The 23,371-nt window shown below is 57.3% G+C and carries 21 protein-coding genes and 2 pseudogenes; 12 read left to right on the forward strand and 11 right to left on the reverse strand.

Annotated features, from left to right (window positions below; genetic code table 11):
* The first annotated feature begins 101 nt into the window (after window positions 1-101).
* Window positions 102-758 (forward strand): SOS response-associated peptidase, encoded by a 657-nt coding sequence (locus R5M92_RS03915; RefSeq protein WP_346798008.1) that lies wholly within the window; start codon window positions 102-104, stop codon window positions 756-758.
* An 8-nt stretch (window positions 759-766) separates the two neighbouring features.
* Here R5M92_RS03915 and R5M92_RS03920 read toward each other — a convergent pair whose 3' ends face one another.
* The gene (locus R5M92_RS03920; protein WP_346798009.1) at window positions 767-1,633 is read right to left on the reverse strand and encodes an endonuclease; all 867 of its coding nucleotides are present in this window, start codon (window positions 1,631-1,633) and stop codon (window positions 767-769) included.
* Between the two features lie 235 nt (window positions 1,634-1,868).
* On the opposite strand from R5M92_RS03920, the gene R5M92_RS03925 reads away from it, so the two are divergent.
* Together R5M92_RS03925 and R5M92_RS03930 are read left to right on the forward strand one after the other, a co-directional pair.
* Window positions 1,869-3,779 (forward strand): ATP-dependent nuclease, encoded by a 1,911-nt coding sequence (locus tag R5M92_RS03925; RefSeq protein WP_346798011.1) that lies wholly within the window; start codon window positions 1,869-1,871, stop codon window positions 3,777-3,779.
* On the forward strand, window positions 3,776-5,452 hold the full coding sequence (locus tag R5M92_RS03930; protein WP_346798012.1) for an ATP-dependent helicase: 1,677 nt from the start codon (window positions 3,776-3,778) through the stop codon (window positions 5,450-5,452). The genes R5M92_RS03925 and R5M92_RS03930 overlap by 4 nt, the downstream gene beginning before the upstream one ends.
* A 502-nt stretch (window positions 5,453-5,954) precedes the next feature.
* On the opposite strand, the gene R5M92_RS03935 is transcribed toward R5M92_RS03930, so the two are convergent.
* The gene (locus R5M92_RS03935) at window positions 5,955-6,626 is read right to left on the reverse strand and encodes a GntR family transcriptional regulator (protein ID WP_346798013.1); all 672 of its coding nucleotides are present in this window, start codon (window positions 6,624-6,626) and stop codon (window positions 5,955-5,957) included.
* A gap of 148 nt (window positions 6,627-6,774) precedes the next feature.
* Here R5M92_RS03935 and R5M92_RS03940 point away from each other — a divergent pair, with 148 nt between their 5' ends.
* From R5M92_RS03940 to madM, 4 genes are all read left to right on the forward strand, one after another.
* Window positions 6,775-8,136 carry a malonyl-CoA decarboxylase gene (locus R5M92_RS03940; protein ID WP_346799234.1) on the forward strand — a complete coding sequence of 454 codons (1,362 nt, stop codon included), beginning with the start codon at window positions 6,775-6,777 and terminating at the stop codon, window positions 8,134-8,136.
* Window positions 8,137-8,168: 32 nt separating this feature from the next.
* Window positions 8,169-9,716 (forward strand): malonyl-CoA synthase, encoded by a 1,548-nt coding sequence (locus R5M92_RS03945; protein ID WP_346798015.1) that lies wholly within the window; start codon window positions 8,169-8,171, stop codon window positions 9,714-9,716.
* A 109-nt stretch (window positions 9,717-9,825) separates the two neighbouring features.
* Window positions 9,826-10,245, forward strand: coding sequence for a malonate transporter subunit MadL (gene madL, locus R5M92_RS03950; RefSeq protein ID WP_346798016.1), 420 nt, complete (start codon window positions 9,826-9,828; stop codon window positions 10,243-10,245).
* 13 nt (window positions 10,246-10,258) lie between these two features.
* Window positions 10,259-11,020 carry a malonate transporter subunit MadM gene (gene madM, locus R5M92_RS03955; RefSeq protein WP_346798018.1) on the forward strand — a complete coding sequence of 254 codons (762 nt, stop codon included), beginning with the start codon at window positions 10,259-10,261 and terminating at the stop codon, window positions 11,018-11,020.
* A gap of 313 nt (window positions 11,021-11,333) precedes the next feature.
* Here madM and R5M92_RS03960 read toward each other — a convergent pair whose 3' ends face one another.
* Both R5M92_RS03960 and ytfE read right to left on the reverse strand, forming a co-directional pair.
* Window positions 11,334-11,999 (reverse strand): methyl-accepting chemotaxis protein, encoded by a 666-nt coding sequence (locus R5M92_RS03960; RefSeq protein WP_346798019.1) that lies wholly within the window; start codon window positions 11,997-11,999, stop codon window positions 11,334-11,336.
* A 72-nt stretch (window positions 12,000-12,071) separates the two neighbouring features.
* Window positions 12,072-12,728, reverse strand: coding sequence for an iron-sulfur cluster repair protein YtfE (gene ytfE, locus R5M92_RS03965; RefSeq protein WP_346798021.1), 657 nt, complete (start codon window positions 12,726-12,728; stop codon window positions 12,072-12,074).
* A gap of 149 nt (window positions 12,729-12,877) precedes the next feature.
* Here ytfE and norR point away from each other — a divergent pair, with 149 nt between their 5' ends.
* Window positions 12,878-14,401, forward strand: a complete 1,524-nt coding sequence (gene norR, locus R5M92_RS03970; RefSeq protein WP_346798022.1) for a nitric oxide reductase transcriptional regulator NorR — start codon at window positions 12,878-12,880, stop codon at window positions 14,399-14,401.
* Window positions 14,402-14,600: 199 nt separating this feature from the next.
* Here the strand turns inward: norR and R5M92_RS03975 are convergent, their stop codons facing one another.
* From R5M92_RS03975 to R5M92_RS03990, 4 genes are all read right to left on the reverse strand, one after another.
* Complete coding sequence (locus tag R5M92_RS03975; protein ID WP_346798024.1) at window positions 14,601-15,059, reverse strand: 2-hydroxyacyl-CoA dehydratase; 459 nt, start codon at window positions 15,057-15,059, stop codon at window positions 14,601-14,603.
* A 33-nt stretch (window positions 15,060-15,092) separates the two neighbouring features.
* Window positions 15,093-15,800, reverse strand: coding sequence for a succinate dehydrogenase iron-sulfur subunit (locus R5M92_RS03980; protein WP_417339057.1), 708 nt, complete (start codon window positions 15,798-15,800; stop codon window positions 15,093-15,095).
* 68 nt (window positions 15,801-15,868) lie between these two features.
* On the reverse strand, window positions 15,869-16,213 hold the full coding sequence (locus R5M92_RS03985; protein ID WP_346798026.1) for a hexameric tyrosine-coordinated heme protein: 345 nt from the start codon (window positions 16,211-16,213) through the stop codon (window positions 15,869-15,871).
* 556 nt (window positions 16,214-16,769) lie between these two features.
* Complete coding sequence (locus R5M92_RS03990) at window positions 16,770-17,213, reverse strand: MarR family transcriptional regulator (protein ID WP_346798028.1); 444 nt, start codon at window positions 17,211-17,213, stop codon at window positions 16,770-16,772.
* Window positions 17,214-17,318: 105 nt separating this feature from the next.
* On the opposite strand from R5M92_RS03990, the gene R5M92_RS03995 reads away from it, so the two are divergent.
* Window positions 17,319-18,803 (forward strand): FAD-dependent oxidoreductase, encoded by a 1,485-nt coding sequence (locus R5M92_RS03995; protein ID WP_346798029.1) that lies wholly within the window; start codon window positions 17,319-17,321, stop codon window positions 18,801-18,803.
* 165 nt (window positions 18,804-18,968) lie between these two features.
* Here the strand turns inward: R5M92_RS03995 and R5M92_RS16185 are convergent.
* Together R5M92_RS16185 and R5M92_RS04000 are read right to left on the reverse strand one after the other, a co-directional pair.
* Window positions 18,969-19,067: pseudogene (locus R5M92_RS16185) on the reverse strand (IS3 family transposase); the annotation flags it as partial.
* Between the two features lie 673 nt (window positions 19,068-19,740).
* Window positions 19,741-20,697, reverse strand: a complete 957-nt coding sequence (locus tag R5M92_RS04000) for a hypothetical protein (protein WP_346798031.1) — start codon at window positions 20,695-20,697, stop codon at window positions 19,741-19,743.
* A gap of 801 nt (window positions 20,698-21,498) precedes the next feature.
* Here R5M92_RS04000 and R5M92_RS04005 point away from each other — a divergent pair.
* Window positions 21,499-21,704: pseudogene (locus R5M92_RS04005) on the forward strand (transposase); the annotation flags it as partial.
* Window positions 21,705-21,787: 83 nt separating this feature from the next.
* Here the strand turns inward: R5M92_RS04005 and R5M92_RS04010 are convergent.
* Window positions 21,788-22,641, reverse strand: a protein-coding gene (locus R5M92_RS04010; protein WP_346797987.1) for an IS5 family transposase whose coding sequence is annotated in 2 segments (ribosomal slippage) — window positions 21,788-22,299 and window positions 22,299-22,641 — 855 coding nt in all. Because the reading frame shifts where the segments join, the coding sequence is not laid out codon by codon here.
* 113 nt (window positions 22,642-22,754) lie between these two features.
* Here R5M92_RS04010 and R5M92_RS04015 point away from each other — a divergent pair.
* Both R5M92_RS04015 and R5M92_RS04020 read left to right on the forward strand, forming a co-directional pair.
* Window positions 22,755-23,060 carry a hypothetical protein gene (locus R5M92_RS04015; protein WP_346798033.1) on the forward strand — a complete coding sequence of 102 codons (306 nt, stop codon included), beginning with the start codon at window positions 22,755-22,757 and terminating at the stop codon, window positions 23,058-23,060.
* Window positions 23,061-23,063: 3 nt separating this feature from the next.
* Complete coding sequence (locus tag R5M92_RS04020; protein ID WP_346798034.1) at window positions 23,064-23,366, forward strand: hypothetical protein; 303 nt, start codon at window positions 23,064-23,066, stop codon at window positions 23,364-23,366.
* Window positions 23,367-23,371: the final 5 nt, after the last annotated feature.

Genomic DNA, 23,371 nt, shown 5'->3' on the forward strand with positions numbered 1-23,371 from the left:
AGTGAAGCAAGAGCAGTCCCGCTATCCGCCGCCAAGAACGGCGGCTTGCCGAATGCAGTCTTGCTGCCGACACTTAGGGAAACCCACGTCAGGACGCGTTTATGTGCGGTCGTTTTGCGCTTTACAGTGCCTACCCGACATTCTCAACCAAGGCGGGAGTGGTAGCCGTCGACGAGGAGCCGGCACCACGCTTCAATGTACCTCCTGGCACCTGGATCACGGCAATACGCCAGCCATCGGACGACGAGCCGCCACACTTGGGGACGTTGTGGTGGGGATACCAACCCAAATGGGCGAAAGGCAAGGCAAGCCAACCCATCAATGCACGGGTCGAGACCGTCGCCACGTCGGGCTACTTTAAATCCGCTTTTCAGAAGCGCCGATGCTTAGTCCCCGCCGACGGATGGTTTGAGTGGGACAAGGCCACCACCCCCAAGCAGCCGCACTTCATCTGCCGGAAGGATCGCGAGCCGATCTTTTTTGCCGGGATCTACACCGAACGCGAAGACGGCACCTTGGGCTGTGCGATTATCACCGAGCCGGCCCGGGGCGCCGCTCAGGACATCCATGATCGCATGCCGCTGATCCTGGATGATGAAAGCCTAGCGCCGTGGCTCGCCCCTGATCTGACCGACCGCGAAATCCTGCGCAACCTCGTCCATCATATCGATGCTCAGCTCATTACTCACTGGCCGGTCAGCACGAAGGTCAACCGGCCAAGCGGCGCGGGAGACGAGTCGCTGATCAATCCGGCATAAGCCGACCGTCAACGGCAGATGGCTTCGCAGGGGGTGCCATCCCCGTCACCATCGAGACGCGTGTTACCGCATTGGCGCAGGTGAAACAGTGCCTCACCGCATGACGTCATGGCACCGCACGTTTTACGTGTCGAGCAGTTGAAGGGTGTGTCAGTGGCTGCCGGTGCGGTGGGTACCACCGGTTGATGGGGAACGGTCTCGTCACTGACGTAGCGGTTACCGTTGCCCTGGATATTGGCGATTCGCCGGTTGCGTTCTATTTCCCAAGCATCAACGGGGTCTTGCCGAGCCCAGGCTTCGAAGAGCTGCTGCTGTTGTCTGCTGATCGTAACGCCGTGGGTGTCTCGCATATACCAGTAAGTCCGCGCGACATCGCCACGAACGTTGGCCGGTGGCTCGAAAGCACGCTCACTGAAATCGACCTTCGCTTGGCACTGCCCGTACTGGTACGCGTCACTACTCACTGCCATGGCAAAGCGCATGTTGGAGCGATCCCCATTCACCTCTCCAATCGTCGGAACCAGGTTGTGGAGGTCTGCCTCCGCTTGGCGAAATGCCGCATCGGTCGCTCGACAATTGTCGCGTCCTCCATCTTGCCAGCATTGTAGTGATCGACCGAAATCATAAGCCGGCATGACGTGCTCCCACTCGATCCGTGCTGCACGCTTCGGTTGTTTGCGTACCTCGTAGCCGCAACTAGCGAGATCAGGACCATGCTCAAAACTGTAATCGCAGCCGCAGTAGAAGGTGCCGCTGTGGTCGTAGTAGACCTGCGCCTCAGCGATACGTTTGGCAGCGGAGAAAGACGCAGGAGGAGCCGACAGAGCCAGAGTCGGAAGACTTAGGAGTAATACAGCCAGGATCGGCAGGTTCATGGATCACCAGGATGGAAGCAAAAGCCTCATGATATCCGTAACTAAAGAAGCCCGAAACGCTGCCGATAGGTAACGTAAGGGCTGGTTTCGACCCAAAGCGGAAGTTCGATGAGGAAAGGCCGATGACTGCTCCGCAGCGGTTGTTGTCGGTCGGGGTTGTCGGCCAAACGACCGCTCTTCGGTGAAGATTGACCACTCACCTCCCCATAACGACAAACTCAGGTGAGGACATTCAATGAAGCTTCAAACGATCCGGCTCTCGAACTTCCAATCATTCGGAGCGGCACCCACCGAGATCCGGCTGGAGGAGATTACTTATCTCATCGGCCCTAACGGCTCAGGCAAGACAGCAGCACTCCAAGCCCTGTGCCGTCTGTTTGCCTTTGAGCCATCACTGCGCCGGATCTTGCGCTCGGATTTTCATGTCCCATTCAACGAGGAAGCACCGCCTGATGAGCGTCAGCTATGGATCGAGGCAGACTTTCTGTTCCCGGAACTCGGCGACGAGGATGACGATGACAATAGCACGGTAGCCCCTCATTTCGGCCACATGCGCCTTGACGAAATCGACGGCACACCGCGAGTGCGTTTCCGCCTCACCGCCACCATGGGCTTGGATGGGGATATAGAAGAAAGCATGGTCTATGTGCTGGACATCAATGCAGATGGCTCGCCGCTGAGCACAGCTCAAGTTCCCCGATCTGAACGCAACCATATCCACGTTCACTACCTGCCCGCACGCCGTGATCCTGCCGATCACATTGCCTATGGCGCCAATGCATTGCTGGGACGCATGCTGCGTGCGGTGAACTGGGATGCAGAGCGAACTGTTATCAAGGGCCTGACCGACCAAATCAGCGACAGCTTGGCGGCGAATCAATCAATCAATGCGTTCAGCACAAGCTTGAAATCGGCATGGAGTGCTTTGCACAAGGGAAGCTTCTTTGTCGACCCCAAGCTCACATTTGTTGCGTCCGAGATTGAAGCCTTGCTGCGACACATGTCGGTTTCATTCACGCCGGGCCATGACGAGCAGTTGGTGGACTTCTCGCGACTGAGCGATGGTCAGAAGTCGATGCTGTATCTGTCCCTCGTGCTGTCCTCGCAAGCCATCGGTCGCGCTGTCCTAGCTGAAGATGACGATTCTTTCGACGCAGACAAGCTGCGCCCGCCCGTGTTTACGCTGGTGGCGGTCGAAGAGCCAGAAAACAGCCTCTCGCCGCACTACCTTGGGCGGATCGTCAATGCGCTCAACAAGATGACCAGCGAAGGTGACGCACAAGCACTGATTGCGACCCACGCGCCGTCGATGCTGCGGCGCGTCGCTCCGGAACGTATCCGCTATCTGCGGCTGACCCGGAATCGAACGTCGCGCGTCACGCACATTCAACTGCCGGAAAGCGCGGACGAAGCGCACAAATTCGTGCGAGAAGCCGTCCAGGCATTTCCCGAGATCTATTTTTCGCGACTTGTCGTTCTGGGCGAAGGTGATAGCGAAGAGATTGTTTTGCCAAGGCTGCTGCAGGTCAATGGGGCGCCTGTTGACGAGTCCGCCATTACGATTGCGCCTTTGGGCGGTAGACACGTTAACCATTTCTGGCGGCTTCTTTCCGCCCTTCAAGTCCCTTATCTGACATTGCTTGATCTCGATGTGGCGCGCTACCAGGCTGGGTGGGGGCGGATCAAGTACGTGAATGATCAGCTCGCAAAGTATCGGCCAGAACAAAAGTTACCGAAGGATCATGGCATTCCAAAATGGGACTCAACAAAGAGCATGGTCCGTGAGTACGAACACTACCTTGATCTGCTTGAGGATCGAGATGTTTACTTCTCATATCCCATGGATCTAGATTTCGCTATGTTGCTTGCGTACCCAGATGCGTATGGCGTGACAGAGGAAGACCCCGAGGATGACACGATCAAAGCTGTCTTGGGTAAAAGTCACCACGACGCCAACCAGTACAGCAAAGAAGAACAGAAGCTATTCAACACCTACCATCAGCGCTTCAAGCTTGGTAGCAAACCTGCAGCCCATATTGAGGCACTGGCTCAACTGACTGATGAGGAGTTGCTGGCGGATATGCCCGCATCGCTAAGCAGATTGGCTGATGCCATCATTGCCAAGCTCGCGGAGTTGCCGGAGTGATCGCGGTCGATGCTTGGAAGTCTGCAGATGGGCTGACTCTTGAACCGAATGCACTATTGGCAGCCAAGGAGTGCGCGCGCAGTCTCGCACTTACGGCAGGCCCTGGAGCTGGCAAGACCGAAATGCTTGCGCAACGGGCAGACTTTTTACTGCGCACAGGCACCTGTCGTTATCCCAAACGGATTCTGGCCATCTCGTTTAAGGTTGATGCCAGTAGTAACCTGAAAGAGCGGGTCAAGCGGCGCTGTGGTTCCGAGCTTGCCACGCGGTTTGACAGCTATACCTTTCATGCTTTCGCCAAGCGCATTATCGACCGTTTCCGCCCTGTGCTGACGGGCGAATATGCGCTGGATGCGGGGTACAAAATTGCGGATAGAAAGCCTAGCCCATCACGTACCTTGATCGAATTTTCCGACCTAGTGCCGTTTGCGATCGAGATTCTGCAGCAGTCTGCGGTCGCGCGGAACGCCATCCGTCAAACCTACAGCGACGTCTTCCTCGACGAATTCCAGGACTGCACCAACCTGCAGTACGAGCTACTCAAGCTCGCCTTTCAAGGCACGAGCATTCGCTTAACCGCCGTGGGCGACACTAAACAGAAGATCATGGGCTGGGCAGGAGCCATGGACGGCATCTTTCCGACTTTCGTTGCCGACTTTGCCGCCGCCCCGCTCAATATGTACCGCAACTTTCGTTCAAAGCCGCGACTGCTTCGCCTGCAAAACGAGATCATTCGCAAGCTTGACCCATCTTCCGTCATGCCTGATGAGCAGCTTGCCGGCGACGAAGGCGAGGTATTCGCCTGGCGCTTCGAAGATAGTCGTCAGGAGGCTGACTACCTCGCAGGCTTGATTGAAGGCTGGATAAGGACCGAGCAGTTGCCACCTGCGGAGATAGCAGTCCTGGTTCGTAATCAGCTCGACCTGTACGCCGATCATCTGATGGCGGCGTTGGAGACACGTGGCCTCCCGTTCCGTAACGAGCAGCAGATGCAGGACATTACGGTCGAGCCGGCTGCACGTTTGATCGTGGACTATCTCTCCTGCCTCTACGGCCAGCGCGAGCCAAAAGCCTGGATCCGGATCATGAATCAACTCATCCCTTTTGCTGGTGAAGAGATTCAGTCGAACGCGCGCAAGGACCTTGATCGGCTCGTCAAGCAGCAACGAAAAGAGATAGCCATTGCCGAGCTGGTCGATGAGTCCTACTCCGGCTGGTGGGAGTTGGTTCGAGCATTTCTGAAGCAAGTCAGTATCGAAACGCTGGTGTCGCTCTCCCCAGACTACGAGTCACGCGATCGGTTGAAGGAGGTGGTTCGCGATACCAAGGCCAGAATCGAGGAATTGCTAAAGTTGGAGGCTGACTTACCCAAGGCTCTTGAGCGGTTCTCAGACGACCAAGCCGTACGAATCCTGACCATCCATAAGAGCAAGGGCCTTGAGTTCGATTCGGTCATCATCATGGCCGTCGAAAACGAAATCTTCTTTGGCGATCAGGATGAAAACCGATGCGCCTATTTCGTCGGGGTTTCTCGTGCTAAGAATCGCTTGGTCCTTACGCATGCCGATCAACGGGAGCGTCCAGCGGGACATTCGAGGCGCTGGGATGTGCAACGCACAGCTCAAAATGAATACTTTGGCTATGCCACGCCGTTTTTAAAAAAAGAGCAATAGGAAATCAGAGCGACGCTGGAGTCGGGTGATATTCTGCGACTTGGTGCACCTGTCGACAGCCGACACCCAAGATCCTTTTCTCCTGCTCCTTCCGCGTTCGGGCGAAAGCATGTGAAGCAGTAGAAATTGGCGGTTGCGAATGTCGGTTACCTGTTTAGGTGGTCGTTCGGCGTGATCATGACGAACGACCGAGATCGGCCTGAAGCCGTCGCTCAGAAGTTCGCAGCGACAGGCAGCTTTTGGCCGTTTGCAACCGTGAACAGTTCGGGTGTTTTCTTTACACGCGGTGAATACCCCTTCAAGAGGCTATGGCGGGGCGGTTTGCTGCTAGTTGCGGGTGCGGCTTCCTACACATCCGGACAAGCAGCTCCTTTTCGCCCATCACCTGGAATGACATCTCATAGTAGCGGGCATGCCGTAGGGCTTTTCGTTTGCCCGGGCGGTCTATCAGGTCCTGATTCAAGATCAGAGACACTTTCGGGCAGATCGCACTTGGCGCACTTCAGGCTCGTTGAGGCTGTTGCAGGCTCTGCATCGAGGCCACAAGGTCGTTGAATCGCTCCCCCTGGATCACGACGTGATCGCGCAGCAGCGTCTCGGCCTGCACTTCGTCACCAGCGGCAATGGCCGCCACGACCGCCTCGTGCTCGATAAAGGAGCGCTCCAGGCGATGGCGCACCTGCAGCTGCATTCGCCGATAGGGCTGTAGGGTCGCATGCAATCTTGCCGCCTCCTGAGTGAGGAAGCTGTTGTGGCTGGCCTCGTAGATGCGCTGATGGAAGATGCCATTCTCGTAGTAGTAACCGTTCGTGTCGCCAGCCTCGGCGCGCAACCTGCACGCCTCGTGGGCCTCGCGCAGGGCAACCAGTTCCGCCTCGGTGATACGTCGCGCCGACAGTCGCGCGCACATTCCCTCCAGCTCCGCCATCACCTCGAAGCGCTCCACCAGCTCGGTCACGCTTAGCTCGGTAACAAACGTCCCGCGCTTGGGCATCACTCGCACCATGCCCGACGCGGCCAGCTGTTGCAGTGCCTCGCGAATCGGTGTTCGCGAACACTGGTACTCCCGGGCCAGCGCCTCCGGATCGAGGCGCGAACCGGGCGAACAGCGACCCTCGATAATGGCGTCCTCCAGCAGGGCGCGCAGCCGCTGCGCTTGGGAAACCCTAGACATAAGTATAGCCCCCTCCGTCTTGACTCATTTATATTTTGCCTCTATCTGTTATATATAACACGCCGGCATCAAATATTAAAGAACACGGATGTACTATACCACGGCGGTTCCGCTCCCGATTACCAACATGAGGTAGAGGCACATGAATGTGAACGTGACGTTCTTGCAAGATCTGCTGTCACGCATCACCGATCGCACCCGGAGGGGCAGCAGCACGCCCTCTGGCGACAGGCAACACACTCCATCCAAGCCCAGCCTGGCGCAGCTGACGGCGGCATGTGCCACCTTGATGCAGAGTGGCGGTGAGGCGTCGCGCATCCTCGTCGCCCAGCAGGCTCTGGATCACTATGCGGGGCTCGATGCCGCCGAGCGCCGGACCTTCTTCACCCTACTGGCGGAGCGCTACGCCGCTGATCCCGGAGCGGTCCACGCCGCCTATGCTGACTATCGGAAGCACGAGAACAATGCCAGCCTGCAGCGTCTGTTCACCGCCTGCGAGCCGCGGCGTCAGGATCTGCTGCGCCGCCTCAACCTCTGTCCCGGCGGAACCCATGAGCTGGTCAAGATGCGTGCCGATCTGCTCGACATGCTCAAGGAGGCGCCTGAGCTCGCGCCCTTGGATGCCGACTTCGCCCATCTCTTCGCCTCTTGGTTCAACCGTGGCTTCCTGATGCTTGAGAGCATCGACTGGAACACCCGGGCGGCGGTACTGGAAAAAATCATCCACTACGAGGCCGTGCACGAGATCCAGGACTGGAGCGATCTTCGTCGTCGCCTCGATCCCGAGGATCGCCGCTGCTACGCCTTCTTCCACCCGGCCATCGGGGATGAACCGCTGATCTTCGTCGAAGTGGCATTGTGTCGAGGCATTCCCGACAACATTCAAACGCTGTTGGCCGGCGGCGACGAGGTGGCCCCCCGCTACGCCGATACGGCGGTTTTTTATAGCATCAGCAATTGTCAGCGCGGCTTGAAGGGGATCTCGTTTGGCAATTTCCTCATCAAGCAGGTGGTGCAGGAGCTCAAGCGCGAGCTGCCTAATCTCACCCAGTTCGTCACGCTCTCGCCGGTACCCGGCTTCGCCGCCTGGCTGGCCCAGCAACGCGAGACAGAGCACTATCGCCTCTCCGCCCCGGCAGCCAATGCCCTGAAGACCGCCGAATGGCAGCAAGACACGCCGGCTCGCCAGGCTCTGGAGCCCGAAATACGGGCCCTGGCCGCTCGCTATCTGCTGGAGGCCAAACACACCAGCGGCCTGCCCCTCGACCCCGTGGCCCGCTTCCATCTGGGCAACGGGGCCAGCCTGCATCGCCTCAACTGGCCCGGCGATACCTCGTCGAAGGGGGTACGCCAGGCCCATGCACTGATGGTCAATTACCTCTATGAACTGGACCGAATCGAGCAGAACCATGAGGCCTTCAGTCGCGAGGGGAGTGTGATCTGTGCCTCCGATGTTCGACGCCAGGCATCCCGCGCCGACGCCCTGCGATATACAAGCGTTGATGCCTGATCCCAACCGATGACAACAACAAGGAGATTGTCATGAACCATAACCTCTATCTGCAGTTCCTGCCCCACTTCGAGCGTCAACCGAGCAAGGTGCTGATCGATACTCCCGAGGGGAAGCGATACCGCTATGCCGATGTTCTGGCCACTACTCAGCGCCTGGCCGGTGCCCTGCAGGAGCTGGATGTGCAGCCCGGCGACCGAGTGGCGGTCCAGGTCGACAAGAGCCCCGAGGCGATCATGCTGTATCTCGCCTGCCTGCAGGTCGGCGCCGCCTATCTGCCGCTCAATACCGCCTATACCGGCAGCGAGATCGAGTACTTCCTGGGTGATGCCGAGCCGCAGCTCTATGTCTGCGCGCCCGAACGCGTGGGCGATGCGATGCGCTTCTGCCAGGCGGGCAGCGTGGTGCACGTCGAGAGCCTGAGCGCGGCTGGCGACGGCAGCCTGATGGATCGTGCCGCCAAGGCCGAGCCGGTGACGGAGGTTGCCCAGCTCGGTGAGCACGACCTGGCAGCGATCCTCTACACCTCAGGAACCACTGGGCGCTCCAAGGGCGCCATGCTCAGCCACGGCAACCTGGCCTCCAACAGCCGGGCGCTGGCCGAGGCCTGGCGCTTCAGCACCGACGACCATCTGCTTCACGCCTTGCCAATCTTCCATACTCATGGACTGTTCGTGGCCTGCAACATCGTGCTGACCGTCGGCGCCTCAATGACCTTCATGCCCGGGCTCGACGTCGAGCAGCTGCTCGACCTGATGCCCCGCGCCACGGTACTGATGGGTGTGCCGACCTTCTATAGCCGGCTGCTCAAGTCGCCGCGGCTCGACCGCGAGACGGTTGCCAACATGCGGCTGTTCGTCTCGGGCTCGGCGCCGCTGCTGGCCGAAACCCATGAAGGGTTCCACGAGCGTACCGGACATGCCATCCTCGAACGCTATGGCATGACCGAAACCAACATGAACACCTCCAACCCCTATGACGGCGAGCGCCGCCCGGGCACGGTGGGCTTCCCACTGCCCGGCACCGAGTTGCGTATCACCGATCTCGAAAGCGGCGCCGAGTTGCCCCGCGGCGAGACCGGCCTGGTGGAGCTGCGCGGACCCAACGTCTTCCAGGGCTACTGGCGCATGCCGGAGAAGACTCGCGCCGAGTTCCGCGACGATGGCTTCTTCATCACCGGCGACCTGGGCCGAGTCGACGCCGACGGCTACCTGCATATCGTCGGTCGTGACAAGGATCTCGTGATCTCGGGCGGCTACAACGTCTATCCCAAGGAGGTCGAGCAGCTGATCGACGAACTGCCCGGCGTGGCCGAATCCGCCGTATTCGGCGTGGCGCACCCCGACCTGGGCGAGGGCGTCACCGCGGTAGTAGTGGCGAAGGAGGGACAAACCCCGCCCGACGAGGCCAGTGTGCAGGCGGCGCTGGCCGACCGGCTGGCCCGCTACAAGCAGCCCAAGCGTGTGTTCATCATCGAAGCGCTACCGCGTAATGTGATGGGCAAGGTGCAGAAGAACCAGCTGCGCGATACCTATGCTGACCTTTACACCGCGGAGGAGGTGGAAGCCACGGTCGGTTGAGTCGCACCATCTAGTCAAACCCCGGCCGCGAGGGCATCGCGGCACACGCCACACCCATACTCGGACACGTCCGTAAAGCTTAATTACAACGACAAAGAAGGAAATGACCATGGTTATCTACGGAGTTGCCCTGCTGGCAGGGTGCATGATGTTAGGCCTGATAATCGGTGACATGCTGGGGCATATGCTGGGCATCGATGCCAATCTCGGCGGGGTCGGCATTGCCATGCTGCTGCTGATCTTCTCGACGGGCTATCTCAAGACGCGTGGCAAGTTACCGGAGGCGACCGTTAGCGGTATCAACTTCTGGAACGCAATGTATATCCCCATCGTGGTGGCAATGGCGGCCAGCCAGAACGTTGTGGCGGCCTTCAGCGGGGGCTTGGTAGCCCTGCTGGGTGGGGCCCTGGCCGTGGTGCTGGGGCTGGCACTGGTGCCGGTCATTGCGGGAAAGGCTCCGCGGGCGGCCGCGCCAAACATCCCGGCGGCCCGTACTGAACACCTGTCGACCCGCATCGCCAATCGCTGAAGGGGGCCTTACCATGTTGCAATCACTGCTTGAACTCTTCGATAAGTATCATCTGGTGGCGGCCTTCGCCGTTATCGGCCTCACCATGTATGCCGCCTACTGGATCAGTACCCATCTTACCCGCGGCAAGCTGCATGGCTCGGCGATCGCCATCATCCTCGGCCTGGCGCTGGCGTACGTGGGCGGCAAGCTCACCGGGGGAAACGATGGTCTTGCCGACATCACCCTGTTCACCGGCCTCGGGCTGATGGGGGGCGGCATGCTGCGCGACCTGGCGATCATCGCCACCGCCTACGGCGTGCGCTTCGAGGAGATACGTGAGGCGGGAATGCGGGGTGTGACGGCGCTGTTCGCTGGCGTGGTGGTCTCCTTCCTCGCGGGCGGCCTGGTAGCGGTCGGCTTTGGCTACACAGACCCGGTCGATATCACCACCATCGGTGCCGGTGCCGTGACCTACATCGTCGGTCCTGTCACCGGAGCAACGCTTGGCGCCAGCTCCGAGGTGATCGCGCTGTCCATCGCGGCGGGCCTGGTGAAGTCGATTCTGATCATGGTTGTCACGCCCATGGCGGCACGGTTCATCGGCCTCGACAACCCGCGCTCGGCAATGATCTTCGGCGGCATGATCGGCACCACCAGCGGGGTGGCGGCGGGGCTGGCCGCCACCGATGCCCGGCTGGTGCCCTATGGCGCCATGACCGCCACTTTCTACACAGGTCTTGGCATACTGCTCGCCCCCACGGTGCTGTTCATCGCCGTCAGGGCCATCTTCTGATCGCCATGTCCCCAAACGTCGCCGGGCCCGAAAAGGCCCGGCGATTTTTGTATCGCAACAAGTAAGCAAAAGTCGAACCCTTGTCTCAGTTATTCATCCTCAAGTTATCTTATCCTGGGTATCGTGGGAGCCCTTGGCAGGGTGGGTAACAGATAAAGCGATGACCTGACCGCTATCGCCCACTATGCCAGCATGGCCGTGGTAGGTGCGATGCACTTGCTCATTGAGACCGCCATGTTAAAGCTTAAACAAGGTTGCGCCGAACGTCAGCTCCTGGCCGAAACAGGAATACTCATGCCAAAAGAGGTAGCCTCTAATCCAAAAATGACCATAGCTCAGCCAGGTTGGCCTCGGTGCTCAAGCGTTCGGCTTTACAAGCGTTGTCATTCATCATGCCGTCGACTTGGTCGGCCTGGCTCATAATACTGTTGTTGAGGCCGCCTATCCCATGGGTGGCATCGTTGGTTCTTGAAGCCAGCTCGCGCACCTCGGTGGCTACCACGGCAAAGCCACGTCCAGCTTCGCCGGCCCGTGCCGCCTCAATGCTGGCATTGAAGGCGAGTAGCGTGGTCTGCATGGAAATCTCGTCAATGGCACTGACAAAGTTATTGATACGCCCGGCATCACCGCGCAGAGAGGTGACTTGCTCGGCGGCAGTGCCAATGCGCTCATTGAGCGAGCTCAGATCGGTGACCATGGCGTTCAATGCACCCTGGCTGCGTTGAGATTCGCTGGCGGCGAAATTCGTGATCTGCTGATTAGCCAGCAGCAGTTCGGAGAGATCCGCGAAAGACTCGTGTAGGGCTACTACGGAGTCACCGAATTCGGTGAGATTGGTAAACAGATGCTGGTGCAGCCGCTGTTGTGCTTCCAGCGCGTCGATGCGGGCCTGGAGCTGATCGCGCTCAGCGTATAAGGCAGCGGCCTGTTCGGCCTCGCTTTCGTGGCGAGAAGGGAATTTTTGGTGGAAAAAGCGCATGGCATCTCCTAGGCGCTCAAACAAAAACCGCCCGTTACGTAAGGGCGGCGCACGGAGCCAGACGATGGCGCGTTAACTAGCGCGTTCGAACAGCAGATTGTTCTCCAGGTGGATATGCTGAATGAGGTCATCGCGGAACTCCCGCAGTCCGGTATAGAGGGCGCGCCAGGTGGTGCAGGCGCCTTTGGGCGGATTGATGTCATCTGTGAGCACCAGGAGGCGATCGAGGCTTGCGCCATGGTCGTCATGCTCGTGGCGCATCACCGTGATTGGTCCCAAGGCCTGGGCACCCAGATCGCGACGCAGCATGGGGAAGAGAATCTGCTCCTCCTTCTGCATGTGGCTTTCCATTTCCTGATGAATATCATTCAACAGGTCGGCAAGCCCTCGGGGACAGGTCACATGGTCGCCATGGACCTGCTCGACGCGGCGGGCCATTCGTATCAGCTCCGGCAATTGACGGCGATGCGTATCATGGTAGCGGGTAAGGATATGTTCGATCAGCTCGTCGTTGCTGGCCGACTGCCAATCATGGCCGTCGGTTTCGTTCGGCGCCAAGGCCTCAAGTTCGGCGACGAGCTTATCTGTATCTAGGCCGACGCGTTGCGCGGCCTCTCGTAAGGGGATATGACCGCCGCAGCAAAAATTGATGTGATGCGTGTGGAAGACGCGCGTGGCGCCAGGCACGGTGAGGGCGATGCGGCCTACTGTCTGGTCGAGAAGAGTCATGACGATTCCTCGTGGGGGAAGAGTACATACTGGTATAGCAATCGCCATGCCAGATCTTTAAATATTAAAAATCATAAAAATACGAAGTTAATGGTGAAGATAACCGTGCCGTGATAAGGTAAAAATCACCATTTAAGGTTATTTTTACCATGCTCGCAGATACTTTACTGGCTGACCTGGTCGTAGATCTACCAAGTGCAGTGCGACTACAGCGCCTGGTACGTACGCTACGTGAGGGGTTTCGCTGCGGCGCTGTCTGCCTGCTACGTCTGGAAGAGGATGCCTTAATCCCGGTGGCTGTGGATGGATTGGTGCGCGAGGCATTGGGGCGACGCTTCGAGGTAGCCCACCACCCGCGCCTGGCGACCATTCTCGCTAGCCGTCGTACCACCCTTTTCCCTCCCGATGCCGACCTGCCGGACCCCTACGACGGCTTGGTAGAGCAGCAGTTCGGCCAGCCGCTGCATGTGCATGACTGCATGGGCATCAGCTTGCATGTGGAAGGCGAACCCTGGGGCGTGCTGACTCTGGATGCGCTGGAGGCGGGGACGTTCGATGACGCTGATCGCATGGCGCTGGAGCGCTATGCGCTACTGGTCGAGGCGGCGGTGCGTGTCAGCCGTCTGGAGCGGGACCTGCGCGCTCTGCGTATGCCCCATCAGGAGGGCAGCTTGCTCCTTTCAGCGTCCGAAATGCGCGATATCCTTGGTCATAGCGCGGTACTTCAGCGGTTGCTGCGTGAGCTTGATGTGGTGGCGGCTTCCGACCTGACGGTGCTGCTGAGCGGGGAGACCGGAGTGGGCAAGGAGCTTTTTGCGCGTCGGTTGCATCGGCGCTCTTCGAGACATAAAGCGCCACTAATTCAGGTCAATTGTGCGGCACTCCCCGAGTCGCTGGCCGAGAGCGAGCTGTTCGGCCATGTGAAAGGGGCCTTTTCTGGTGCCGTCACGGGTCGTGCAGGCCGCTTCGAAGCGGCCGACGGCGGCACAATATTCTTAGACGAGGTAGGCGAGCTACCGCTGTCGGTACAAGCTAAGCTACTGCGTACCCTGCAAGAGGGCGAGGTACAGCGCTTAGGCGAAGATGTCCCGCGTCGAGTCGATGTGAGAATCATCGCTGCCACCAATCGGCAACTGGCTGAATCTGTGCGTGAGGGAAGTTTTCGCGCCGACCTTTATCACCGGCTATCGGTCTATCCGGTTGCCATCCCGCCGCTGCGCGAGCGGGGCAGCGACGTGCTGGTGCTCGCCGGGCATTTCCTTGAGATCAACCGTGTGCGTCTTGGAGTGCGCAGTCTTCGCCTCTCGCCGGAGGCTGAGGAGGCGCTGCTTGCCTATGGCTGGCCGGGTAACGTGCGCGAGCTAGAACACGTGATCAGCCGGGCAGCGATCAAGGCGCTTAGCCAAGGTGCCAGACGCGACGATATCATCACCCTGCTACCTGAGTGGCTCGACCTGCCCCAACGAACGGAACGGGACGGTAGCAGAGAGGAACCGAAGGTATTGAGTGAGACCGCTCCACCGAACCTGCGCGAACGGGTCGAGAAGGCTCAGCGTCAGGCAATCCGCGACGCTTTGGGCGCTTGCAACGACAGCTGGGCGGCGGCGGCTCGCTATTTGGCGGTAGACCCCAGCAACCTGCACAAGCTGGCTCGACGGTTAGGGCTCAAGTAATAGCGGAACAAGTAACAGCAGAATAGGCCCCCGTGTCAGTACGGTCAGTAGTCCCCTGCGAGCAGCACCTTGAGATTTCCTGACACCCGGCATCTCAGCGAACCGACCTTTGCATCGGCTCGGACGAGCACAACTCCGTGCACAATCATTGCACTACCGGTCGTGATGCCGGTAGTTGTCCAATCCAGTACCCCGGTTGTTAATAGATTTCTAAGCGGGCAATGTCTCTAGATTGTAGTTTAGCTTCGGTCTCCTGGTTTTGCGCTAGCCTTTCGAATAGCTCTGACTCTTCCGGAATTGCGGCAAGCTCGGCACGTAAGCGATACATATCGATCAGTGTCTGATGTGCCGTCGACGCGTTAGTACGGATGTCCTGGACACTGGTACAACCGAGACACTCCGGAATGCGTGCCAAGGCGCCGGTATGATTGAACTCCTGGCTATCGTTTAGCCAAGTCTTCAGCAAGTTTGGTTCGGCGTCTTCTATATAACTTATCATTGAGCGATTCATGCGTGTCTCTCGGTCAGCCAGGAACGTTAATGTCATTTTCATTCGTTCATCCGTCTGGCTGCCAGCCAGCTCCCTGTACTGCTTCGCTAGCTGTTCATGGAACTCACCGATCCAATGCAAAAGATCCTGAACTTGACGGAATGCCATGCGAACCTCCTTACTGGTTAAATCGTGATTGTTTTAGCTGCCGTGACTAAGCAACATGGCTTTGATTTTTCCGATGGCGCGCATGGGATTAAGCCCTTTGGGACAGACCCAAGTACAGTTGGCGATCTGACGACAGCGGAACACGCTGAAGGGATCATCAAGTTCGGCCAGCCGTTCTTCGGTGGCTGTATCCCGGCTGTCGACGAGAAAACGGTAAGCTTGGATCAAGCCGGCCGGACCGATATATTTCTCAGGATTCCACCACCAAGAGGGGCAGGCCGAGCTGCAGCAGGCGCACAAGATACACTCATAGAGGCCATCGAGTTTTTCGCGGTCTTCTGGACTTTGTCGGCGTTCAATCGTGGTGGGTGACTCGTCATTGATCAGCCAGGGACGAATCTTCTCGAACTGACGAAAGAAGAGCGCCAAGTCGACGGCCAGGTCACGGATTACCGGCATCCCCGGCAGCGGACGCAGGGTCAGGGTATCTGAGTCGCCAAGTACCTCCTCCACCGGCGTGATGCAGGCGAGGCCGTTCTTGCCGTTGATGTTCATGCCATCGGAGCCGCATACCCCCTCACGACAGGAGCGTCGATAGACAAGAGTGGCATCCTGCTGCTTCAGATGCTCAAGAACATCTAGCACCATAGCCTTGCGGAAACGCTCCTCTATCTCTCGCGTTTCGACGCGTGGCACGGCGTCTTCTTCCGGATTGTAGCGGTAAAGTTGCACCTTGATCATGACTGCTACCTGTTCGGGTCATACCATCAAATGGATTAGGTACAGGCCTTGATGAGATTCGACCCGCCTCACTCCCGCCAATAGTCGTTGGCTGCCGCAACGGTCTGAAAGTGCGTGGCAATCACATGGGAGATCGCGATCAAGCTATCGGGATCCTGAGCATACTCAGGACGCTGTTCCTTGCGGACCTCGGCATCTGGTTGAGTGGTAGCCACCCCCTTCTGGGACAGAGTGATGGCCAGAGCAAAGCCTTCCTGGGGCGTCTCGGTGATCAGGCTCGGCAGCCAGGCATCATTTGCTTCGGGTTCGTGGTTATCAGCCGTGGCGGAGCTGCCCAGTGCCAGTGTAATGGCCAGCATCACAGCGCCTGCTGCCTTTCCAAGCGAGAAAAGTACTCGATGAGAAGTCGACATGGAGGTCTCCTACGTTGCCCTGAATCATGGTTAGATGTCATCCGATTAACATTTATTTAAAATGCATATTTAATGTAGCCCAGATTAACCTCTATTAACATGGCGCGTGTAATGACTTTTTTCATGCCACTAGCTCCAACTCGCGCCTAGCTCTCATTCATATATAGGCCGTTGCTGTCCGTGATCTTCATGGGTGACGAGCTATACTGTGTTCGCCGTTTCCGGACCTTCAGTGTGGTGGATGGCTTTAACCGGGGTAGTGCTATCAGGATAGGTAGTGCTATAAGAATAAACGTAGCGGAAATCTCACATTGGCGGTAGGCCGGTTTCTGGGGGAAGTTAAGTTTAATTAAAAGGGGTTATATTTATACTGGCTCACTCGTGCCCCCTCGAAGGGATCATATGTAAGCTGATCTGCTCCCCTCTAGCTTAATCGTTTCAGCTTAGTAAAGTTTACAAATTGCTGTGTATGGCTCGCGTTTGAAAATAGCACCACCATAGCGTCATCTAAGACTCATTTAATTGCTCTGTAAGCATAGTGCCTAGCTCGCCGAGGTCATGATTCGCTTAACCAAGAAGGGAACCGCATCTCTTCTTGCAAATGCTTTAGCTCGGGCTTGTGTGCCTCTGCAATCGCTTCTACTCGTCGAGCTCCCTCTTTTTGCAGATGGATTTCAATCTGGCGGCGGTCTTCCCGTCCTTGGCGCCGCTCCACCAGCCCCATTTGCTCACAACGATCTATGAGCGCCACTGTACCGTGATGCTTCGCCTGCAACCGCTCCGCCAATTCACCGACCGTTGCCCACTCCCGCCCTTCGAAACCACGCAGATGGAGCAATAGCTGGTATTGCAACGACGTAAGGTCGTAGCGCCGACAAATATCTTCGCTGTATCGCAGAAAACAGCGTAACTGGTAGCGGAACTGGGACAGCTGCTGAAAATCCTGCTTACGTAACGGTGTCTTTGGCTGCATTCTCAACACTTCGATAAAGCTGTTCACATATTCCAAGTTTGACAGCTGAAATTGACGTACCTATATATAAAATATCACAAAGTGATATTTTACGTAAAATCAAATGGAGAGCCTGGAACTGACGGAGGAGTTATGGATGCAATTTGGACGCTAGGTAACCAAGATACGCCCCGGTATGCACCGCTTAACGCGGATGCGGATGCCGATGTGGCAATTATCGGCGCCGGGATTACAGGTTTGACTACCGCCCTGACATTAGCCGAGGCGGGGCAGAAAGTGATCGTACTCGAAGCGCGTGAGGTAGGAGGAGGTGTGACTGGTGGGTCGACCGGTAACCTCTACAGCACCCTAGCTTCAGGGCAGGCGTCTATCCGCAAGAAATGGGGCGATGAAGTTTCACGAGACGTGATCAGGGCGCGCAGTGAAGCCGTCGACGTCATTGAGGCTCTTATCGAACGCTTCGCCATCGACTGTCAATTTCAGCGTCAGCCGGCATACCGCGTGGAGCCGGCTAATGACAGCAAGGCCGGATACGACTGGGACGAGGAAAAAGCGGCCCTAGCTGATGCTGGGCTCGACGTTGAGGCAGCCGATCATCCCGGGCTGCCATTCGCCACGCAAGGGATCAAGATCAGCGACCAAGCGCAGTTCAACCCGCTTCACTATGTCCAGGGGCTGGCTACGGTAGCTAGCGACCTAGGCGTTATCATCCATGAGCACAGTCCCGTACGCAATGTGGACCATAAGCAAGGAACCGTGACGACCGATACCGCATGCGTCTCGGCACGTCATGTCGTCTACGCTACGCATACTCCTAAAGGTCTTAACCTATTACAGGCGGGCATGCTGGTATCCCGTGAATATGCCGTGAGCGCCAGATTGAAGAGCGGTCACTATCCTGAGGGCATCATCTGGGCGATGGATCCCTTCCATTCATTGCGTAGTTACCGCCAAGGTAACGAACAACATGTCATAGTCATCGGGGAGAAGCACAAGACAGGCGAGCAGAAGGGAGACCACTACCGGCATCTGCAGGAATATCTGCAGACCCACTTCGATGTGGAAGCGTTCACCTCGCAGTGGTCCGCTCAGCAGTACAGCTCTCCTGACGGGTTACCCTACATCGGCAGGTTACATGGCCAAGATACTGTTTACCTCGCCACCGGCTTCGCTGCCGACGGGCTAACTTGGGGGACTCTGGCGGCCATGATTATCTCCGATCAGGTGTTGGGGCGCGATAATCCCTGGCAGGCACGCTTCGACGCACGTCGAATTACTCCTGGCAAGTCAGCAACGCAATACACCAAGGAGAACGCCCACGTCGCCCGTCATATGTTCAAGGATTACCTGAGTACCGAGAAGCTCAAGGAAGCTGACGAGGTTGCGCCGGGCCAGGCACGGGTTGCTAAAGTTGATGGCGAAGAACTGGCCATCCATCGTACCGAGGATGGACAACTCAAAGTGCTCTCTGCGGTGTGCCCGCACATGAAATGCATTGTGCATTGGAACAATGCTGAATCAACTTGGGACTGCCCCTGCCACGGCAGTCGCTTCGATTGTGACGGGGAGGTCATCGAAGGGCCTTCCTACCATCCTTTGGCACGCCGTATCCGCTAATGGGTCGCCATATGAACGCCGAGTCGTTGCGCAAATAGATCCGTAAGGCTCGGCGAGGGGCCTCAGTAGTCGCGACGGCACGACTTGTCACTTATTCGGGTAGTAGAAAACTCGTGCCGAGTAGCAGCCATCCGACAACGCTTGGGGCGCTTGAGACGCAGGCTCACCAGCCTCTGGGTATAACCGATAAACGAGTTTATGGTTGACCACACAGCCCTCGCGCTTGAGCAACTCATGGACACACCGGTAGCCGTAGCGTAACCGGGAGCAATGATCTCGCGGATCCGCCGCAAAAAGAGGGCGCTGGTCCTGCGTCTGACTGCGGTAGTAAAAACTTAAGCGCTCCAGGGCGAGGACGCCGCAAGCCTGCCGTGTATTGCCAACGAACCGGTCCACTAAGTCCTGTTCCAGCTGCCACTTGCGCGACGCGTTCAAAGCTGTTTTCCGAGGACATTCTACAACATCGTCTTGTCCAAGGAAGGTCAGCCACGAGTTGCTTGAGCTTGCGGTTCTCCTCCTCCAGCTGCTAGATATCAGCGTGAGCTCACCTAATTTCAGCATTGTATTTATCTGGCCCTAGCGAGTGCCGAACTCCAGCTTGGCCGTGCAGGTCAAGATGATATGTCTTGCCCGGCAGCCCTTCGGGCTGAGCAGATCCACTTGCCGATATGGGGCTCCCAGACGCTTCGCGTCGTTTTCCCCTCCACGGCATGGAGTTGTTCTGCTTCGAATTGTGATTGAATCCTCGCGAGGCCTTGGCAAGAATGCCCCCTTCATCACTCCCCTGGCGGGGAGGTTTTTTGAAAAGAACGGCTTGCATCCATGATTTCTCCGCGGCCTGGTTCAACGCTGGTTTGTTATTTACAAAGGGGTTGTATTTATACTGGTTCAACAGTGACCCCTCCGGAGGGTTCATCTATGCACCCCTCGCAGGGTCCTACGGCTGAGGCCAGGCCCACCCTTCTGGCATACCAGAGGGATATGACCAGTCTTTGCGTCTCAGCAGATTCATCATAATATTGTACCCCTTTCGAACAGGCATATCTGAGAACAGCCCGTGCTCAAGGCTCCAGAGCATCTCATGCCAGCTCTGCCGGGCACATCTCTCGTCCTGCGTCTCATCTCGAATGGCGTTGAGCATCTTGTAGGCCATGCCTGGATAGATTTTGCGTTTCTTTTTAGCGAAGCATTCCCTTATCGCAGCCAAGCGACGCTCTCGTGCCTGGATGGCTTCCTCGGTCTGGTAGGACAGTATGGGCTTCTGCTCGTGTTCGCAGTGAGGTTGCGCCTTCTGCTTCTCCCGGGCGGTTTCCCTCTCGATTTCAGCCTGCAGCTTCAGCCATTCCATGGTTACCGGCCTATTCGTTTCTTCATCGTCATCGATGGAGACATATTTAGGTGCCGGCGGCTCAGGTCGCTCATTGGTTATCTCAGGTTCTGGCGCATGCTCCGCCTCTGGTAGCGCCTGCATCGTTGTCTCAGGTTCCGCTGAGGCCTCAGGTGGTTGATGCATTATTCGGCTTTTGGCTCGGTTGGGCGCTTCCAGCAACTGGTCGGCAACATCGTCCGGAATGGTTACCTCCGTGATAGTGATCGCCATGCGCATCGGATTGCGTAGGGAGCGGCCCTGACGATGGCGGCGAATCAAGCCCAGGCTTTCTAGGTCCTGGTAGGCCCGCTTGACTGTCGACACACTGAGGCTCAAGCGATCGGCAACCGTCTTGATCGGGATCTCGCTTTTCCAGTCGCCATGCATCTGCCCTTCACCCCAGTGCAACCAGAAGATGTTTGCCTGGGCACGAGTGATATCCAGTGAGCAGAGGTGAAGAAAAAGGGGAATAGGGGCGTTGATGTAATGCTTATCCTCGGAGAGCGCACTGCGAATATCTCGCATTTAGTATTCCTCGTTTAAATTGTTACGACTATTATTACGTACCAACGAGAGATGTTTTGCGCTGCAATTTCAGTAAAAAAGCAAAAAGACTTGGCACCGCTTATCATTGGCGGCTGTACTCGGAATCATCCTTTGAGGCAACAGCAGCAGTAAGTTTACGGTGACGGCGCTAGAGAAGCCTGACGGTGGTGGCATGCCATAGACACTACAAACCGAATTGATATGAATCAGAACCAGTCGCTCATCTGGCCGTAGCCATACACAAACGCCAACTGTCGAGCGCGGGTAAGGCTGAGATACACTAATGAACGCTCTTCGTTTTCACGTTGACGGCGAGTCGCTGCATCGACATCCGTGCCAGCTCGGCGATCGATACTCCTCGCTCATTGCTTTGAAGATGCTGAGATTTGCTCGTCGGTATGTCGGTTACATTTCATCGTGGGATCTCCTACTATCAGGGTAAACGTAGCGGAAATTTCATAATGCGGTGGACCGGTTTCTGGGGGAAAGGTCAATGAACCTTTGCTACATTTTTGCGTACCGTTTTGCGTGCCGTTTCAGGTGATGCTTTATGAGACCTAGATAGGGTACGGACGCAGCCTAATTGCCGGATTTTCGAAATTAGGCAAAGGAAACAAAAAATCTATAGGCTTCTTGGCTTAGCTAATGACTTCGCATGTGGCTCAATGATCCATATGACCGTCCGACTTTGGCGATGCCCCTCCAGAAGAGCGTTGTAATTTTTCCCAGCAGCAGTAGACACCCCGTCAAGGCAGTACACTGAGACGAGGTGACCATGGCATGGCAAGGCAAGCATCTTCGATGAAGAAGACCCGTACCAGTGACACCCAGGCCTACAAGGACGAGGCCTTGGCTCTCGCCGCCCATGTCGGCATCAGTGCCGCCCGAGAGCTTGGCCTGCAACCCAGCCAGGTCTATCAATGGCGAGTCAAGGCCAACAACAGCAGAGCGCCTCAGCGCGCAAACAAGCCTTGGCCGACGAGAATGGTTGAATTGCTATCGGCAGGGGAGCCGGCGGATGTGGCAATGCGCCAAACGCTTTGTGACTGGTTTGGTAGAGAGCTACTGGCTAGGTTCTGTCTGAAAAGTCGGCTCTCATGCATCGCTCGATGCAGGCCAATGTCACCATGGCTTTAAAGCTACTGGCTAGTTTATCGTAACGAGTATTGAGCCGACGTTTTTCCTTCAGCCAGCCAAACAGACGTTCCACCACGTTACGCTGGCGATATTTTGGCCGGTCAAACCGGTGCGGAAGTCCGGGCTTCGGGCGTCGATGCATACGGCGATACGGGATGATCGGGCGCATGCCATAACGCGTGCAGTAATGCCGCAGCGCATCACTGTCGTACCCCTTGTCTGCCACGATGTAACGGCTGCGTTTGCGGGGTCGACCTGAACGACCCGGTAACCGGACCTTTTCCAGTAGTTCCGTCAGGTAAATCGAGTCGGCGCGCTGACCTGCCGACAGAGAAAAGGCGAGTGGAAAGCCATGGCTATCGCACAGCATGTGTATCTTAGTGGTCAGCCCGCCACGGCTACGGCCGAGCGCATGATCCCGGGGTTCTATCGATCCCCCTTTTTGCCGGCACCGCTGGCCGACCGGGTCGCTCTGATGGAAGTGGAATCCACCATCCATGTGTCGAGATCCATGGTGCCATCTTCACGCAAACGAAGATGCAGACGGGCCAGTATCCGGTCGAAGGTACCGTCATCACGCCACTGCCGAAAACGCTGATAGACGGTCTTCCAGGGACCATAACGCTCCGGCAGGTCGCGCCACTGTGCGCCAGAGCAAAGAATCCACAGGACACCGTTGAGCATCTGGCGATCATCCCGGCGTGGCCGCCCGATGGTCTGCGGTGGAGAAACGATGTCTTCGATCATCTGCCAACGTTGATCAGAAAGCTCGTAACGGCCTGTCATATCGCCCTCCCGTTCGATGAACGGGAATAGCGTAGCATTTATGACTTTTCAGACAGAACCTAGGACCAATCTTGAGGAGACGCTCGCGCCGCTACGCACTGCATTGGAGGGAGATGAATAACCATGGCGCTAAGAAAGACTTTGGAACAGCAGACAAGCCATTGGGCGCCGGACGTCTTGCTTCGGCAAATGTGGGCTATGCGCAACCGAGGCAGGCACACCGAGACCGACTAGCAAGGACACTTGCCGACCCGGCGCTTGGGTTAACAGCTTCCGAGTATGACTTCGTGTATAGCAGCAGCGACTTCCTCAGGGCGCTCGGCAAAGCGCTTGATATGACCCAGGCGTGTGATGAGGCGTTTCTCGCGGAGCGAGATGCTTTCGAATCGACAAAGCATGAAGCGTACAAACCATGGTAGAGCGTGGAAGTCGTCGACAAGACAGCGCGTGTCGGCGGTTTTTTCCGGGCTATGGCCGTGGGTAAGCGCCGCCTATCGCTGCCTAAGGATGCGTGGCAGTTGTCATGGAAGAAGCAGATACGTCTTGCCAAGAAACTCGTGCGCGAACATATGGCCGAGACGGGGGGAGAGCTCCCTATCCTGGGCCAGATTGAAGGCTACCGTTTCCATTACGCGACAGACCGCTGGATATCCCTGGGCCGAAACGGAGGGATCAAGAACAGCGGCTTCGGCGTTGTAAGCCGGGGTGCAAACAAGCGAGGATGATCGAA

Origin of the sequence: Halomonas sp. Bachu 37 (assembly GCF_039691755.1) — a bacterium.
In the GTDB taxonomy this organism is placed as follows: Bacteria; Pseudomonadota; Gammaproteobacteria; order Pseudomonadales; family Halomonadaceae; genus Vreelandella; species Vreelandella kashgarensis.